At 63.7% G+C, this 16,690-nt stretch carries 13 protein-coding genes; 5 read left to right on the forward strand and 8 right to left on the reverse strand.

The features are described from left to right. The first annotated feature begins 137 nt into the window (after nt 1–137). Nucleotides 138–464: a DUF4148 domain-containing protein gene (locus H1204_RS36920; RefSeq protein WP_180733644.1), complete on the forward strand. Its 327-nt coding sequence runs from the start codon at nt 138–140 to the stop codon at nt 462–464. A gap of 91 nt (nt 465–555) precedes the next feature. Here H1204_RS36920 and H1204_RS36925 read toward each other — a convergent pair whose 3' ends face one another. Together H1204_RS36925 and H1204_RS36930 are read right to left on the reverse strand one after the other, a co-directional pair. After that, nucleotides 556–2,748, reverse strand: a complete 2,193-nt coding sequence (locus H1204_RS36925) for a xanthine dehydrogenase family protein molybdopterin-binding subunit (protein ID WP_180733645.1) — start codon at nt 2,746–2,748, stop codon at nt 556–558. Between the two features lie 3 nt (nt 2,749–2,751). Continuing rightward, on the reverse strand, nt 2,752–3,213 hold the full coding sequence (locus tag H1204_RS36930; RefSeq protein WP_035992296.1) for a (2Fe-2S)-binding protein: 462 nt from the start codon (nt 3,211–3,213) through the stop codon (nt 2,752–2,754). Nucleotides 3,214–3,486: 273 nt separating this feature from the next. Here H1204_RS36930 and H1204_RS36935 point away from each other — a divergent pair, with 273 nt between their 5' ends. Further along, entirely contained in the window at nt 3,487–4,167 is a 681-nt protein-coding gene (locus H1204_RS36935; protein WP_180733646.1) for a DUF4410 domain-containing protein, read from the forward strand. A gap of 42 nt (nt 4,168–4,209) precedes the next feature. Here H1204_RS36935 and H1204_RS36940 read toward each other — a convergent pair whose 3' ends face one another. From H1204_RS36940 to H1204_RS36955, 4 genes are all read right to left on the reverse strand, one after another. After that, complete coding sequence (locus H1204_RS36940; protein ID WP_180733647.1) at nt 4,210–7,152, reverse strand: EAL domain-containing protein; 2,943 nt, start codon at nt 7,150–7,152, stop codon at nt 4,210–4,212. Beyond that, on the reverse strand, nt 7,149–8,405 hold the full coding sequence (locus tag H1204_RS36945; protein WP_243468834.1) for an extracellular solute-binding protein: 1,257 nt from the start codon (nt 8,403–8,405) through the stop codon (nt 7,149–7,151). Before H1204_RS36945 ends, H1204_RS36940 begins: the two co-directional genes overlap by 4 nt. Nucleotides 8,406–8,871: 466 nt before the next feature. Next, nucleotides 8,872–10,455, reverse strand: a complete 1,584-nt coding sequence (locus H1204_RS36950; RefSeq protein WP_180733648.1) for a Na+/H+ antiporter — start codon at nt 10,453–10,455, stop codon at nt 8,872–8,874. Nucleotides 10,456–10,487: 32 nt separating this feature from the next. Continuing rightward, on the reverse strand, nt 10,488–11,519 hold the full coding sequence (locus H1204_RS36955) for a helix-turn-helix domain-containing protein (RefSeq protein WP_346015765.1): 1,032 nt from the start codon (nt 11,517–11,519) through the stop codon (nt 10,488–10,490). A 151-nt stretch (nt 11,520–11,670) separates the two neighbouring features. On the opposite strand from H1204_RS36955, the gene H1204_RS36960 reads away from it, so the two are divergent. Together H1204_RS36960 and H1204_RS36965 are read left to right on the forward strand one after the other, a co-directional pair. After that, a complete protein-coding gene (locus H1204_RS36960) occupies nt 11,671–12,093 on the forward strand; it encodes a nuclear transport factor 2 family protein (protein WP_180733649.1) in 423 nt (140 codons plus the stop codon). Nucleotide 12,094: 1 nt separating this feature from the next. Next, nucleotides 12,095–12,718 (forward strand): TetR/AcrR family transcriptional regulator, encoded by a 624-nt coding sequence (locus tag H1204_RS36965; RefSeq protein ID WP_180733650.1) that lies wholly within the window; start codon nt 12,095–12,097, stop codon nt 12,716–12,718. A gap of 169 nt (nt 12,719–12,887) precedes the next feature. Here the strand turns inward: H1204_RS36965 and H1204_RS36970 are convergent, their stop codons facing one another. Beyond that, on the reverse strand, nt 12,888–13,304 hold the full coding sequence (locus H1204_RS36970; protein ID WP_035992321.1) for an organic hydroperoxide resistance protein: 417 nt from the start codon (nt 13,302–13,304) through the stop codon (nt 12,888–12,890). A 134-nt stretch (nt 13,305–13,438) separates the two neighbouring features. Further along, entirely contained in the window at nt 13,439–14,365 is a 927-nt protein-coding gene (locus H1204_RS36975; protein ID WP_180733651.1) for a LysR family transcriptional regulator, read from the reverse strand. 132 nt (nt 14,366–14,497) lie between these two features. Between H1204_RS36975 and H1204_RS36980 the strand changes: the two genes are divergently transcribed. Continuing rightward, nucleotides 14,498–16,606 carry a 3-hydroxyacyl-CoA dehydrogenase NAD-binding domain-containing protein gene (locus tag H1204_RS36980; RefSeq protein WP_180733652.1) on the forward strand — a complete coding sequence of 703 codons (2,109 nt, stop codon included), beginning with the start codon at nt 14,498–14,500 and terminating at the stop codon, nt 16,604–16,606. Nucleotides 16,607–16,690 lie beyond the last annotated feature (84 nt).

Here is a 16,690-nt window from a genome sequence, read left to right on the forward strand (position 1 = left end):
TTAGGTCAGCGGTGAGTGCACACAATGGCGTTAACCCTTTGCAACCCGCCTTTGCATTCCGCAACGGGCAAAGGGCATTGGGGTCACACCCGCAAGGATGTGGCGCTGGTCGAAGACTCTCTTGCAGGTGAACCATCATGAAAGCACTGATTCAGGCCGTAGTCGTTTCGTGCGCGCTGGCTGCGCCGGCACTTTCCTTCGCTCAGGCCCAGCAGGGCGAGGTCACGCGTGCTCAGGTGCGTGAAGACCTGCAACGCGTAGAGGCGGCGGGCTATCGCCCAATTTCCAAGGACGCGACTTATCCGGACGATATCCAGGCCGCAGAAGCGAAGGTCGCGGCCAGCGAGCAGCCGATGGAACATACGGCCGTGGGCGGCGTCGCGCCGAGCGGCACGATGCAGACGGGCGCGCCCAGGTCGACGACGACGGACGGGAATCCGCAGCCGGTGTTCTTTGGGAACTGAAATTGAGGCAGCGGGCGCATTGCCCGCTGCCTGCCGCGACGGTCAGTGCATCGCGTAGCCGCCAGCTAGTGACGGCTCGCGATCACCTGCTTCAAGCAAGGCTTTCCGTCGAGAACGGCATCGCATAGACCCGCTTGCCCGTCGCCGCGAAAATCGCGTTGGCGACAGCGGGACCCACGGGCGCGACGCCCGGTTCGCCGATGCCCGTCGGCGCTTGCGTCGACGCAACGATGTGCACCTCGACCTTCGGCATCGCATCGATGCGCAGCACGCGGTAGCCGTCGAAATTATTCTGCTCGACGCGGCCGTCCTTCAGCGTGATCGCGCCATACAGCGCTGCGCCCAGCCCGAAGCCGATACCGCCTTCGATCTGCGCCGCGATCACGTCCGGGTTGATGGCCGTGCCACAGTCGACCGCACACACCACGCGATCGACCTTGACCTTGCCGTCTTTATCCACGGACACCTCGGCGACCTGTGCGACGAACGTCTTGAACGCTTCGGCGACGGCGATGCCACGTCCCTTGCCGGCCGGCAGAGGCGCATTGCTCCAGCCCGCTTTTTGCGCCGCGAGGTCGAGCACGCCACGCATGCGCGGCTCATGTTCGAGCAGATCGCGCCGGAAGGTGTACGGGTCTTTTCCAGCCGCGTGCGCCGCTTCGTCGATGAACGCTTCGACCGCGAACGCCGTGTGCGAACTGCCGACCACCCGCCACCACAGAACGGGCACGCCCGTCTGCATCGTCGACAGTTCGACCGAGATGTTCGGAATCGCGTACGCGATGTTCGCGGCGCCTTCCACCGAGGTCCCGTCGATGCCGTTCTTGATCAGCCCCGCGAACGGCGTGCCGGCGACGATGGACTGCCCGACGATCCGATGCTGCCAGCCGACCAGCTTGCCGTCGCGCGTCAGGCCTGCATCGAGCTTGTGGAAATACATCGGGCGATAGAGGCCGCCGTGGATGTCGTCCTCGCGCGTCCATTGCAGCTTGACGGGTGTGCCGTTCGCGCCGAGCGCCTTCGCGACCGACACGGCTTCGACGATATAGTCCGAGCCGGGATTCGCGCGCCGGCCGAAGCTGCCGCCAGCGTACAGCGTGTGGATGCTGACCTGCTGCGGCTGCAGGCCGGCGACGCGCGCGGCGTTCGCCTGATCGACGGTCTGGAACTGATCGCCCGCCCAGATTTCGCAGCTATTGGCCGTCAGCTTGATGACGGCGTCGAGCGGCTCCATTGGCGCGTGCGCGAGATACGGAAACTCATAGCTCGCGGACAACTTGCGCGCCGCGCCCTGGATCGCCTTCGATGCATCGCCTTCGGTACGCGCGGGCAGGCCGGGCTTGTCGGCGGCCTTGCGGTACTCGGCCATGATGTCCGCCGAACTGCGCTTTTCCGCGTGTGTATCGTCCCATTCCACTTTCAGCGCGTCGCGGCCCTGCTTCGCGGCCCAGAAGCTCTTCGCGACGACAGCGACGCCGCGCGGCACCTGCACCACGTTCACGACGCCAGGGACCGCTTTCGCCGCCGATGCATCGAACGAGCGCACCGTCGCGCCGAACAGCGGCGGGCGCTGCATCACGGCGACGAGCATGCCGGGCAGCGTCACGTCGATCGTGAACTGCGCGGTGCCGTCGGTTTTCGGCGGCACATCGACACGCGGTGCCTGACTGCCGATCAGCCTGAAGGTCTTCGGGTCCTTCAGCGTCACGTTTTCCGGTACAGGCAACGCGGCGGCCGCCGATGACAGCGAACCGTACGTCGCATGCTTGCCGCTCGCGTCGTGATAGACGACGCCGCGCTCCGTGCGCAATTCGGATGCGGGCACCTTCCACTGCTGTGCCGCCGCCGTGATCAGCATCACGCGCGCGGTCGCGCCCGCTTCGCGCAGTTGCGTCCATGAATTGGCCATCGCCGAGCTGCCGCCCGTGCCCTGGATCGTGCCGAACGCGAGATTCGCGTAGCGCTTCGCATCAGCGGGCGCGCTTTCGACGCGCACGCGCGACCAGTCCGCGTCGAGTTCTTCCGCGACGATCGTCGCGATGCCCGTGTACGCGCCCTGGCCCATTTCGACGTGCTTCGCGATCACGGTCACGCTGTCGTCGGCGCCGACGCGCAGGAACGCGTTTGGCGCGAAGGTGGCGCCTGGCGCTTGTGCGGCGATCGCACGGCGCGAGGTGCCCGCCCATTCGAAGCCGATCGTGAGCGCGAGGGCTGCCGCCGTCCCCGCGCTTTTCAGGAAGGTGCGCCGCGACGGGCGCTGAACGTCAACGATATCGGTTGTCATCGCTCACGCTCCCATCGCGTCGGCGGCGTCGTGAATCGCCGCGCGAATGCGCGTGTAGGTCGCACAGCGGCAGATGTTTCCGCTCATCGCGGCGTCGATGTCGGCGTCGGACGGCTTGGCGTTTTGCGCGAGCAGCGCGGCGGCGGACATGATCTGCCCGGACTGACAGTAGCCGCACTGCGGCACCTGCAGCTTCACCCACGCGGCCTGCACGGCCTTGGCCGGCTTGCCCTGCAATCCTTCGATCGTCGTGATGTGGCGGCCTTCGACAGCCGCGAGCGGCGTGATGCAGGAGCGGATCGGCTGGCCTTCGAGATGGACCGTGCACGCGCCGCATTGCGCCATCCCGCAGCCGAACTTCGTTCCATGCAAACCCGCGACTTCGCGGATAGCCCAGAGCAGCGGCATGTTGGGATCGGCGTCCAGCGTCGTGGACTTGCCGTTGAGAATCAGAGTGGTGGACATCGATGACTCCGAGTAGGTTCGGGTTCTGGTTTTACACAGTTGCCAATGCGCTCGCGCGTGCCGCATGCGCAGCGATGACGAAGCAGTGGGAACGTGTCGGAGTGTGGCTCAAAGCGGCCGTTTCTGTTGTTCGAAAACTCCGGAAGTCTTGCCTAATCCTGTGGGGGGCGCTGAGTCATCGAAGCGCCCGTGCCGGTCGATTTGCGGTGGGCGGCGTATATTCGTCTCTGGCGCAAACAGTTTCAGCGCGACGGCCACGATCAGGAGACCGCAATGAACAATCGATGGTGGACATGCCCGGTTACCGCGTTCTGGCTCGCCGCGTTCGCGTCCGTTGCGCTCGCGCAGCAAGGCGGCACGCCGGGCGTCTCGGCGCCCGTCGTCTACGTGTCGGACTTCGAACTCGATGCCGCCGACATCACACCCGATCAGAGCCGCCTGAGCCGCGCGCGGCGCCTCGCGGGCAGCCTGTCGCCGCTACATCTGTCGGAGCAGGACCCGCAGAAGAAAGCGCAGGAACTGGTCGCGAAGATGTCGGAAACGCTCGTCGCCGATTTGCAGCACGACGGTATCGATGCGCGCCGTCTGCCCGGCGACGCGCCGCTTCCCGCGCAGGGCTGGCTGGTGCGCGGCGTATTTTTGAGCGTGGACGAAGGCAACCGCGTGCGGCGCGCCGTCGTGGGTTTCGGCGCGGGACAGGGCAAGATCGAACTGGCCGTCGCCATCGATCCATTGCCCAACCAGTCGCCCGCGCCGCTTTATCAAACGGTCGAAGGGCAGTCGGACCGGCACGTTCCCGGTGCGATCGTCAAGCTCAATCCTTATGCGGCGGCCGCACGATACGTGATGGCGGGCAACGATCAGCAGGCCGATATCAAACAGGTTGCCGGGCAGGTGGCGGATGCCGTGCAAGCGCGCGTCAAGCCGCGCGACGCACCCGCGCCGCAGCAATGAAAGCGCGAGCCAGCGGCGAGCGCGAGCCAGCGGCGCCGCGCATCAACTGTTTGCCGGGCTGACTTCGACGCGCGGCCAGACGAGCGCTTCGAACTGATCGGGCGTAACCGGCTGCGAGTACAAAAAGCCTTGCGCAAAATCGCAGCCGACGGCGATCAGGAAATCGCGCTGCTCGATGGTTTCCACGCCTTCAGCAATGACCTTCAGCCCGAGCTTGTGCGCCAGCACGACCATCGCCTCGCAGAGCGCCTGATTGTCCGCATCGAAGCCGAGGTTCTGCACGAAGGACCGGTCGATCTTCAGAAAGTCGATCTCGAAGCGCTTCAGATACGCCAGCGACGAATAACCCGTGCCGAAGTCGTCGATCGAAATGCGGATGCCCGCATTGCGGAACGTCATCAGCCTTTCGTCGATCTTCAGGTCGGCGTGCATCAGCAGCCCTTCGGTGATCTCGACGGCAACGCTCTGTCCCGGCATGCCCTCGCGATGCAGATACTCGGACCATTGCGTGCACACCAGATTGTCCTGGCGAATCTGCACCGGCGACACGTTAACGCTGATCTGAAACGACGAATGGAAGCGGTTGCGCCAGTGCTTCGCCTGCTGCACGGCCTGTCTGAACACCCAATCGCCGATCGGCACGATGAGGCCCGTGTCTTCGGCCAATGGAATGAAGTCCAGCGGGCTGATGATGCCGCGCTCAGGGTGCAGCCAACGGATCAGCGCCTCGGCCTTGTAGATGTCGCCCGTCGTCAGATCGACGATTGGTTGGTAGTAGAGCCGGAACTGATCGCCCGGCAGCGCGGCGCGCAGATCGCTCGTCAGACGCAGGCGTTTCTCCGCCGCGATCTGCAAATCCTGCGTGAAATAGCTGAGGCAGTTGCGACCCGCGTTCTTGGCCGCGTACATCGCCTGATCGGCGTTCTTGAAGAGCACGTCGAGTTCGCTCGCGTCGTCCGGGTACAGCGTGACGCCGATGCTCGCCGAAATGAACGCCTCGTCCGGGCCGAGCGTGAACGGCTCAGACAGCTTGTCGATGATCGTCCGCGCGATCCGCTCGATGCTGCCAACGTGATCGAGATTCGGCAGGATCACGGTGAACTCGTCGCCGCCAAGACGGGCGACGATGTCCGCTTCGCGCACGCACGACGTGATACGCCGCGCGGCTTCGATCAACAGCGTGTCGCCCGTATCGTGTCCGAGAGAGTCGTTGACTTCCTTGAAGCGGTCCAGATCGATCAGCATCAACGCCATCCGATGCCCGGAGCGCTGCGCGATCTTCGCTTCCTGCTCGAGACGGTTCTGGAACATCTGGCGGTTCGGCAGTTGCGTCAGCGTGTCGAAGTTGGCCTGCTTCCAGATCGCGGCTTCGAACGCCATCCGGTCCGACAGGTCGCGGCCCACGGCGAGCACCGAACTGACCTGGCCCGACGGATCGATTTCAGGCGTGAGGCGAATATGCGAGCACTGCTCCTGTCCGTCCTTGCTGAGCCAGCGCAGCTCGAATTGCCCGCTTTTTCCCGTCGTTATCGCTTCGCTGATCTTGCGCTCGTAGATCAGCGCGTTCGATCCGCCAGGTATTTCCGAAGGCCGCTTGCCGAGCGCTTCACCAAGGGTGCGTCCCGCCGACGCGCAAAACGCCGGGTTCGCATACGTGCGGCGCAGATCGCGGTCGTAGCGCGTGATCGTGTCGGGCGAATTCTCGATCAGCGTGCGCGACTCCAGTTCCCGGCTGACCAGTTCGGCAGTCCGCTCGACGACGGTCTGCTCCAGCGACGCATTGATCTCGTTGATCTTCTGGATCTTCTGCCTGATCGCTCCGCGCATTCGTTCGAAGCGATGCGCGAGGCGGCCCAGTTCGTCCTGTCCGTCGGCATCGACGTGAGCTTCGGCAAGCGCCTGCTCTTCGGCGCCCGCATCACTGCCCGTGTCGTGCATTTTCCGCACGAGATCTTTCAGCGGCGACGAAATGCTGTGCGAGATGAAGTAGGCGAAGAAGATCGACAGCAGAAAGCCCGAAATGCCGACCAGCACGATCTGGTTGCGTACGGATTGCGCCTCGGCCGTCAGCTTCTTTTCCGGAATCGTGCTGACGACGAACCATGTCGTGCCGGGAATGCGCGTGTAGGCCGCGAAATAGCCCGCGTGATTCTTGCCTTCGAAGCTGACGAAGCCGTTCGGCTGGCCGAGCATCTCGGTGTTGTGCGCGATCCCGTCGATCAGGCCGGGTTCGGCCGTGGCGTCGGTGCTGGCGGGCATGTCGTCGGCGCGCACGATCAGCTTGTTGTTGCTGCTGTCGAGTACGTAGATTTCCGTTCCCGTGCCCAAGGCGACGTCATTGAAGATCGTCGAGAAATGCTCGGGGCTAATCACCAGCACCAGATTGCCGAGACGCCGGTTGTTGCTCTTGCCGATAACCGCGCGCACCATCCCGAGGTTCAGCTGTCCGACGCCGTTGTCGTAACTGCCCCAGTAGGGGCGTCCGTTGCGATCGGGCGCCTGCTTGACGAAGCGCATCACGCCGCGCGTCAGTTGCGCGAACGCTTGCGTGTCCATCACCCGGTCGTGCGCATCGAGCAGATACTTCTCGTTGATGAAATCGACGGAGCCGTAGTGATCGAGCAGCAGACGCGTCATGTCGAGGCGCGCCTCGTTCTGCTCCTTCGCGCTGCCGCTCGCGACCTTCATCAGCGCGGACTGAACCTGATCGGAGAGCACCAGCAGGCTGCTTTCCGTTTCGATCTGCTCCATGCGCAGCACGACGTTCCGCGAGACCTGCTTGACGACCTCTTTCGAGAATATCTCCGCCTTCTCCTTGATGGCCGCCGTCGACTCCGCATACGATATGTAGCCCGAAATGAGCACGGGCAACAGCGACAGCAAGATAAACGCAGTGATCAGCCGGTAACGTATTTCTACACGGCGCAGCAGATCCTGCGACAGGTATTCAAGAACGCGTTGCAGTGAACCGATGATCGAGCTCATTTGTAATGCATCTTCGCTTCATTCTTGACGGACGCATCCAGCAGCTGGGCCGCCTGTTTGGGCGTGATCCTGTTCAACAGGACATCCTGCATCAACCGGTGCAAACGCTCGATGGAGTTGGACGGGAGCACCGAATAATACGGGCTTGCGGTGACGGGATAGCGACTGACTTCATTGGTATATTCGACGAGCTTCGGGTCGCCCAGCACCGCGCCCGTGCTCTGCCTGAACGGCGAAATGTTCTGGCGCTTCGCCTGGAGAATGCCAAAACCCTTTGCGGCGATGAACTCGAGAAAGCGCATGGCGGCAACCTTGTTCGGCGTTTCGCACACGGCAAAGCCCGTCTCGCTGCCGACAATGGGCACGACCCGCTTGCCCGGCGCGTTCCATGGCGGAATGAAAACGCCTGTTTCAAAGGGATTGCCGTGCAGCAGCAGACCGGCTGCCCAGCTGCCGTGAATCGCCATCGCGACCTTGCCTTCCTTGAACAGGCGGATGCCGCTGTCGTAGTCCGTCGCCATGAATCCGTCCTGCACGTAGCCGCGTTCCGGCATCAGCGCCATTTTGGCAAAGATATCGGCGACGGCGGGTGTATTCAGATTCAGCGTGCCGTCGTCGATTTTCTTCTTCCACGCAGGGTCACGCGCCACCACGTTGTTCGCGAAGCCGGCGCCGAACGGCCCATTGCCCAGCATATTGGGAAACCCGCCGTTCCACATGATCGGCGTGAAGCCCGCGCGCTTGAGTTGCTCGCACACCGCGAGGAACTCGCGAAAGTTGGTCGGCAGTGTTTTGATGCCCGCCTTCGCGAACATATCCTCGTTGTAGTACATCAGCACCGTCGCGACGCCGCCGGAAATGCCGAATGCTTTCGACTGGCGGCTCGTCCAGTCGCCCTTCAACGGATCGATCATGTTGTTCCACGCTGCCGTCTGACTGACGTCGGCGAGGATGTGCTGGTCTGCCAGTTCAGCCGAGTACGCATTCGGGTTCACACTGACGAGATCCGGCAGATTGCCCGACGCGATTCGCGGCTTGATGTTCGCCTCGACGGAATTGCCGACCATGAACTGCACGTTCACGCCGATGTCCGGATTTTCCTTGCTGAATTCGGCGGCGATCTGAAGCATCTCTTCTGGCCAGTCAGGCGCCCAGATCAGCGCGGTAATGATCGTCTTCGCCGGCGCGGCGGCGCCCGGCGAAGCAGAATCCTTCTGGTGACAACCGTACAACGACAAAAAAATCAGAGTCACCAGGCCAGATAGCAGGGAGGCAAGCGCAAGTCGTCGCACGTGAGAATCGCTTTCAGTTTCGGAGTGGATCGGGCGGCACTTAGCAGCAGGCGGTCGCGCGCCGGGCGCAACGCCGTCGCAATCTGCTTCGCGAGAATACCGGTCGCGTTGCCATGAGCGCGTGCGCGTCCGCTTCGCAGCAGACGGAAGCGCGAGCGCAAGCGGCGCCTCGGATCGAAGAGCACGGCTGTTTGAGCGACGGAAGGGGCGAAGCGGCGACCGGCAAACGATTGCCGTGAAACAAGGGCCTGATTACATGACGTGACGTTGCGGTCGAAACCTGTATAGAAACGCTTGCGGCGAGTGCGACACGCATATCGGGCCCTGACGGCGGCTAGGAAATCGGGCGAGGCAATACCTCAATTGCATATCGGCAAGTCGGATCATTACTTGAGGCGGCCACGCGTCGGCGAGTGCTGCCCGTGGGCTAGCCTCGGGCGTGGCGGGACGCGATTTCCTGCAGGTCGAGATCGCGTTCTATCTCGTGCAGCAGGTCGTCGTGAATCAGGCCACCCCGATGGAGGCGTAACAGTTCCACGCGGCCAGCGGCGATCGCGGCGAGGATGACGTCGTAGTGCGCTTTGCGCGCCTCCAGCGGAAAGCTCGGCGCGTGCTGGAACTCTTCCGTGAGACGCGCGCGATAGCTGTACTGTTCGAGCAGCCGCGGATGCAGCACGGTGCCGTCCGGCCCATAGACGAGCGGCTTGATCGCTTCGAGTTGTGCCGCCTCCAGCCGCGCCCATGCCTGCATCTCGTTCAGATAGGCCGATGCGTGTGCATCGCTTGCTGGTTTGACGAGCCGGATCACCATGCCGATCGTCGTGCCTTGCAGCAGCACCGTAAACAGAATGACGACGAACGCAGAGAACAGAATCAAATCGCGGCCCGGCATTGTTTCAGGCAGCGAAAGAGCGATCGCCAGCGTTACGACGCCACGCATGCCCGCCCAACTCACGACGGCAGCGGAACGCCAGTCGGCGGGCGGCGCGGCGCGGCGCGAAATGCGGTGCAGTACCGCGTTGATCGATTCAAGCGCGAAGGTCCACACGCAGCGCGAAACGACGACCGTGGCCACGGTCGCCATCGCGGCGGGGCCGAGCAGCGCGAGCGCATTGTCGATGCCGCCAAGCCGCTGCATCACGCCACGCAGCGACAGCCCGATCAGCACGAACACGAGCGCCTCGAACACGAACACGACGACTTGCCAGAACGCGGTGCCACGCGTTCGCGCGGTGGCGGAGAAGACTTCGTGCTGATGCCAGCCGAGCAGCATGCCGCACGTCACAGTCGAGATGACGCTCGATACGCCGAGCATTTCGCCCGCGATGTAGCTGATCCACGCGGAGATCACTGAAGTCGTGACGATCAGATAGTCGTCGTCGAGCAGGCGCAGCAGACACACGACGCCATAGCCGACCACGCATCCGACCACCACGCCGCCCACCGCGAGCCCCGCGAAGCTCAGCACGGCATGCGACGCGCTGAACGCGCCCGTGAGCGCGGCGGCGACGGCGAAGCGGAACAGCACGAGGCCGGCCGCGTCGTTGAGCAGGCTTTCGCCTTCGAGCAGCACCATCAGGCGGCGCGGCAGCGCGAGCCGTTCGAGCACCGCTTTCGCCGCGACGGCGTCAGGCGGCGAGACGACCGCGCCGAGCGCGAAGCAGGCCGCCCACGGCAGCGACGGCACAACGAAATGCACGACCACGCCGACTATCCACGTCGTGAACGCAACCGCGCCGATCGCGAACAGCAGAATGGGCTTCAGATGCCGCTTGAAGTCGGTCCAGACGAAGAAGTACGCACCATCCATCAGCAATGGCGGCAGGAAGACGATCAACACGAGGTCGGGGTCGAGCACGACGGGCGGAAGGCCGGGCGCGAACGCCATGGCTGCGCCGCCGACCAGCAACGCGGCCGCAGGGGGCAGCCGCAAGCGCTTCGCGATCAGTTCGAGCGCGATGATCGCAATCAGCGAAAGCAGCACCAGTTTGAATGCCGACACAGCCGACATGACTTCTCCTGTTGAGCGTTCGTGGCGGGACGTTAAAGCGTGAACATCCGGAAATCGAGCGGCGACATATCGAATGCGCGGCGGAACGCGCGATTGAAATCGGAAGCGCTGTTGAAGCCGAGTCCATACGCGATTTCGACCACCGCTTTGTTCGGATAGCGGCGCAGTTCGTCCGCGGCCTGGCTCAGCCGGCGGTTACGAATATACGTTGCAAGGCCGCCTTCGCTCTCGAACAGCCGGTAGAGCGTCGGGCGCGACAGCTGCGACGCGAGCAGCACACTTTCGGGCGAAAGATCGGGTTCATGCAGATTGGCTTCGATGTAGCGCCGTAGGGTGCCGAACACGGCGGCGCGGGCGGCCGCGCGTGCACCGCCCGCGCGGCGCGTCCGTTTGCCGAACGCGGCCGCAATCAACATGGCGCAGGTTTTCAGCGCGTCGTGGAAACCGGCGGGATTCGTCGACTGACCGGTTTGGGACAGTGCGGCGAGATAGCCCGGAATCAGGCGCGCGAGCGGCGAGTCGTACTCGATGACCTGACCGTGAACCGACTCAGGCTCGGGTAGCACGGGCGCGAGCCATTCGCGCGGCAGGAAGATCGCCAGTAAACGGCAGTCGGTGCGTTCCATGCGCATCGGCTGCCCCATGTCCAGCGCGAGAATGCCGGGCTTGATCTGCGTGGAAACGCGCTTGGGATACATGCCCGTCGTCGTCTCGATCTGGCCATCGACGAGCACATGGAACACGAACTGGCGCGCGCTATCAGTCGAGATTCGCGCGGCGGTGCGAGATTGCAGGACCGCGTCGGTGCGGCAGTCCATGAAGGCGAGATCCGCGATGCGATAACTGTCGATGGTCCCTCGAAAGCCGCTTTCCCGCTGACTCTTCGCGACAGGCACATCCAGAATATGACCGATGCGATTTCTCCAGGCGAGCAGTTGCTGCTGCGGCGACTCGCTGGCGGTGCTGAAGTAGTCGTGTGCGTAGGGGAGCCGCGTCGGGCCGTCGGTCGGATGCTCGATCTTCAAGGCTGTGAATGAACCCGGATGAGGTGATTCCGATTGCAAGGAAGACTGCCTGGACCGCGCTTGGATCATAGCGTCGATGTCGGACAAAATTCTACCTGACCTTAAAGCTACATTACGATCTTGTAATGAGACACAAGTCTCACTAGAATGAACTGGCAAACGGTGCGAATGCAATCGCTAGGAGCCAATCATGACGCTGACGCCTGTGCAGATGGACGGGAAGATCGAAGAGCACTTCGGTTTCGAGAGACGCGACGATATCGAAGGCGTGCTCGCCACGCTCACGCCGGACGTCGAGCATGACGTCGTCGGCTGGCCTGCGGGGCCGGTGCGCGGGCGCGCAGAAGTGCGGCCGTTCTACGAGGCGCTGTTCGCGGATTTGTCGGAGAGCCGGGTCGAGTGCCTGCGCCGCCTGTATGGCGATGGTTTCGTTGTCGACGAATCGCTGTGGCACGGCAAGGCGCCGGGGCGGCCCTTTGGACTCGAAGGGCGAGGGCGTCCGCTGGAATTCCGCATGTTGCATGTGCTTGAGTTCGCGGAAAGCGGGCAGATTTCGCGCGAGAACGTATGGGTCGACCTCGCGGCGATCATCCGGCAGTTGCCGCAAGCCTGATATGGCCGACATTACGACCAACGGGCGCGAGAACCAGAAGCGGCGCACGCGCAAGGACCTGTTGCAGGCGGCTTCGCGTTTGATGAAGCAGGGCCGCAAGCCGAGTCTCGAAGAGATCGCGGAGGAAGCGATGGTGTCGCGCGCCACCGCCTATCGCCATTTTCCGAGCATGGATGCGCTGCTGCTGGAAGCGTCGCTCGATGTCGCGACGCCGGATGCGTCGGCGCTGTTCGGCCCGCGCGCGTCGGATGATCCCGTGGCGCGGCTCACGCGCGTCGATACGGCGCTTCACGACATGATCCTCGCCAACGAAGCGCCGCTGCGGATGATGCTCGCGCGTTCGCTGGAGCGCGTGGCGAAGGGTGATACCGACAGCGAGGTTCCACTGCGGCAGAATCGGCGGACTGCATTGATCGAGGCGGCGCTGGAACCCGTGCAGGATCAGTTCAAGCCCGCCGCGTTCGATACATTGACGCAAGCGCTCGCGCTCGTGATCGGCACCGAGGCGATGGTGGTGTTCAAGGACGTGCTGCAACTCGACGACGCGCGGGCCCGGAAAGTGAAGCGTTGGGCGATCCGCGCGCTGGTCGATGCGGCGAGGCGACATCGCGCAGAGGGGGAGTGATGACTCCCCGCTCTGCCCGCTATTGACGCAGCGGCCTCAACCCGCCCGCACTTCTTCGGCAAACAGAAGTTGACATGGATGCCCAGCAACCTGGGCGGCGCCTGCCTGCCCATTACGTTCGCGACGACACTGCCGAGGGCAGTGGTCGCACTGCCCTTCTTCATGCGGCTTAAACGAGCGTGATCGTGACGCCAATGTTGCCGCGAGTCGCTTTCGAGTACGGGCAGGTCTGATGCGCGCGGTCGACCACTTCCTGGGCCACATCGCGCGGCAGGCCGGGCAGGCTCACGTTCAGGCGTGCCTGAATGAAATACGCGTTGTCAGTGGTGCCGAGATCGATTTCGGCATCGACGCTGGTGTCAGCCGGCAGCGAGATCTTCAGCGCGCGCGCAGCGCCGCCCATCGCGCCAATGAAACATGCCGACCAGCCTGCGCCGAGCAGTTGCTCGGGGTTCGTGCCGGCGCCATTGCCGCCCGGCGTCGACAGCTTGATGTCGAGGCGGCCGTCGGAACTGCGCGCGGCACCTTCGCGGCCGCCCGTCGTGTGAACCTTGCCTGTGTACAGTACGTTGTCGATACGCGTCATGGTGCGTGCTCCGTTGAGTAGGTGAAGGGCGAACAATCGATGACCGTATTGAAGCGTGCGGATGTATCTCGCTTGTGTCGTGGAAACGGACGTGTGTATGCGTATGTATCCGCTACTGCGGTGGATACATTGCGCTACAAATTGGTGGGTCGGGTCGGCATGGCGCCGCGTCCGGCCTTGCGCGCTTCGTCGAGCATGAATTCGATGAACTGCGAGGTCGCGCGTGTGTGGTGAAGATTCGGCATATACAGCATGTACATGTTGGTGCCGAAGATGCTGAGCCTCCATGGGTCGAGCGCCGTGACGACGTCGCCGCGCCGGATATCGTCGTGTACGACGTAGTCGGGCACGAGTCCGACGCCGAGGCCGGCGAGAATCGCTTCGCGCAGAAACAGGAAGTTCTCGGAGATCAGGCCGGGTTCCAGCAACACCTCATGCCGTTCGTCGCGCAGATACGCGGCAACGCGCAGTTGCCGGCCGACCACGGCGGACGTGATGATCGGCGAGGTGCGAAGCTCGTCGAGCTGCACAGGCACGCCATGTTGCGCAGCATAGGCGGACGACGCGCACGCGACCCATCTCACCGGCCCCATGTCACGGGCGACGAGATTTTGCGGCGGCTCCGACATCACGCGCACGGCAATGTCCACTTCGTCGCGCAACAGGTCTTCGACGCGGTTCTCGAACATCACGTCGAGCACGATGCCGGGATATTCGCGCTTGAAGGCGATCAGCCACGCCGACATCACCAGCTGCCCGTAGCCGCTCGGCACCGACAGGCGCACGCGGCCTTGCAGGCTTTCGCCGAGCGTCGATACCGATTCCTTCGCGGCCAGCAGCGAATTGCGGATCGCGCGGCCATGCTCGTAGAGCTTCAGCCCGATCTCAGTCGGCTCGACGCGGCGCGTCGTGCGTCGGACCAGTTGCAGGCCGATCGACTTTTCGAACTGGTTGAGGTGGTAGCTGACGTTGGCGCGGGTCATCTTGAGCCGCCGCGCAGCCTCACTGAGATTGCCGGCATCGATGATCTCGACCAGCAGCGTTAGCGCGTTGACGTCCACGGCAGTCCTACTGTCAAAGATTATTTGACACTCTGTCAATTGGCGATGCGATTGTCAATTCCGCTTATCCCCAAGACAATCCCAAATCGCATGGCAAGTTCGTTTACACGCTGCAACGAGGAGACAAATCGTATGACGCCGACCGCCGCATCCGCATTGCCGGTTACCCATGAGCTACGCGGCAACATCCTGCTCGTTACCGTCGACAATCCACCCGTCAACGCGCTCGGCGTGGACGTCCGGCGCGGCCTCGTCGCGGCGATCGAAGCCGCGGAAGCGAATCCGGCCGTGCGCGCGGTGCTGATCGTCGGCGCGGGCCGCAATTTCATCGCGGGCGCCGACATCCGCGAGTTCGGCAAGCCGCCACAAATGCCGACGCTGCCCGACGTGTGCAACCGCATCGAGTCGTGCGGCAAGCCGGTCGCCGTCGCGATTCATGGCGCCGCGCTCGGCGGCGGGCTTGAGATCGCGCTGGCGTCGCATTACCGGATCGCGGTTGCGGGTGCGAAGCTCGGCTTGCCTGAGGTGCTGCTGGGCCTGCTGCCCGGCGCGGGCGGCACGCAGCGCGCGCCGCGTCTGATCGGTGCCGAGGCGGCGTTGTCGTTGATGCTGAGCGGCAAGCATATCGGCGAGCAGGAAGCGCTGAAAACCGGCCTTGTCGATCGCGTAGGCCAGAGCGATGACGTGCTCGCCGAGGGCCTCGCGTATGTGCAGCAACTGCTCGTCGAACATGCACCCGTGCGGCGTACGCGCGATGCGCAAGCGCTGGCGGACAAAGAGGCGGGTGCGGCTGCCGTCGCTGCCGCGCGCGCCGACACCGCGAAGAAGTCGCGCGGCCTGCTGTCGCCGCTGAAGATCGTCGATTGCGTCGAGGCTGCGCTGAACCTGCCGTTCGACGAAGGCTTGCGCTTCGAGCGCAAGCAATTCCTCGAATGCCTCGATAGCCCGCAGCGCGCGGCGCTTGTCCACGCATTCCATGCCGAACGCGAAGTGCAGAAGGCCCCCGAAACGCGCAGCGCGCAGCCGAGGCCGATCGCGTCAGCGGGCGTGGTGGGCGGCGGCACGATGGGCGCGGGCATCGCCGTCGCGCTGCTCGACGCGGGCTTGCCCGTGACGATGATCGAGCGCGACGACGAATCGTTGGCTCGCGGCCGTGCGCACGTCGAGAAGGTCTACGATGGCCTGATCGCGAAAGGACGCCTGACCAGTGACGCGAAGGCGAAGAAGCTGGCGCGCTTCATCGGCAGCACATCGTACGAGGCACTCGCCGATGTCGATATCGTGATCGAAGCCGTGTTCGAAGACATGGCGGTGAAGCAGGCGGTGTTCGCGGAACTCGACCGCGTGTGCAAGCAAGGCGCCGTGCTCGCGACCAACACGTCGTATCTCGACATCGACGCGATCGCAGCCAGCATTTCGCGACCGCAGGATGTGATCGGACTGCACTTCTTCTCGCCCGCGCATATCATGAAACTGCTGGAAGTCGTCGTGCCTGCGCGCGTAAGCGCCGATGTCGTCGCAACGTCATTCGATCTGGCGAAGAAGCTGCGCAAGGTGCCCGTACGCGCAGGCGTGTGCGACGGCTTTATCGGCAACCGGATGCTCGCGGTGTATCGCGCGGCGGCAGACCATCTGATGGAAGACGGCGCGTCGCCGTATCAGATCGACAAAGCCGTCCGTGAATTCGGCTTTCCGATGGGACCGTATCAGGTGATCGATCTGGCCGGCGGCGACATTGGCTGGGCGACACGCAAGCGCCGCGCTGCGACGCGTCATCCCGATGCGCGCTATGTGCAGATTCCCGATCGCCTCTGTGAGCGCGGCTGGTTCGGCCAGAAGACGGGGCGCGGCTTCTACCGCTATGACGAAGGCAAGCGCGCCGGCGCGCCCGATGCGGAAGTGGAAGCGATCATCGTTGCCGAGCGTGAGCGTGCAGGGATCACGCCGCGCGCGTTCAGCGACGAACAGATCGTGCGTCGCTATATGGCCGCGATGATCAACGAAGGCGCGAACGTGATTCACGAGCGCATCGCGTTGCGGCCGCTCGATGTCGACGTGACGTTGATCAATGGCTTCGGTTTTCCGGCGTATCACGGCGGTCCGATGCATTACGCGGATACGATCGGTTTGCCTGCGTTGCTCGCGGATATCCGTGAGTTCGAGAAGCAGGATCCGCTGTTCTGGAAGCCTTCGCCGTTGCTGGTGGAACTGGTCGAGCGGGGGAGACGTTGGCGAGTTTGAACCGCTCATAGATCCGCCCGTTCTGTCCATCGCGTCGGCAGAGCGCGCCTTTCTGGTTTGATGCGCGTCGTCGATCGTCGGTCA

Source organism: Paraburkholderia sp. PGU19 (assembly GCF_013426915.1).
Taxonomy (GTDB): domain Bacteria; phylum Pseudomonadota; class Gammaproteobacteria; order Burkholderiales; family Burkholderiaceae; genus Paraburkholderia.

Coding starts and splice junctions, on each gene's coding strand:
- H1204_RS36930 (WP_035992296.1), bottom strand. CDS start 3,213: ATGTCCACCACTCTGATTCTCAACGGCAAGTCCACGACGCTGGACGCC.
- H1204_RS36970 (WP_035992321.1), bottom strand. CDS start 13,304: ATGACGCGTATCGACAACGTACTGTACACAGGCAAGGTTCACACGACG.
- H1204_RS36960 (WP_180733649.1), top strand. CDS start 11,671: ATGACGCTGACGCCTGTGCAGATGGACGGGAAGATCGAAGAGCACTTC.
- H1204_RS36980 (WP_180733652.1), top strand. CDS start 14,498: ATGACGCCGACCGCCGCATCCGCATTGCCGGTTACCCATGAGCTACGC.
- H1204_RS36920 (WP_180733644.1), top strand. CDS start 138: ATGAAAGCACTGATTCAGGCCGTAGTCGTTTCGTGCGCGCTGGCTGCG.
- H1204_RS36950 (WP_180733648.1), bottom strand. CDS start 10,455: ATGTCGGCTGTGTCGGCATTCAAACTGGTGCTGCTTTCGCTGATTGCG.
- H1204_RS36925 (WP_180733645.1), bottom strand. CDS start 2,748: ATGACAACCGATATCGTTGACGTTCAGCGCCCGTCGCGGCGCACCTTC.
- H1204_RS36935 (WP_180733646.1), top strand. CDS start 3,487: ATGAACAATCGATGGTGGACATGCCCGGTTACCGCGTTCTGGCTCGCC.
- H1204_RS36965 (WP_180733650.1), top strand. CDS start 12,095: ATGGCCGACATTACGACCAACGGGCGCGAGAACCAGAAGCGGCGCACG.
- H1204_RS36940 (WP_180733647.1), bottom strand. CDS start 7,152: ATGAGCTCGATCATCGGTTCACTGCAACGCGTTCTTGAATACCTGTCG.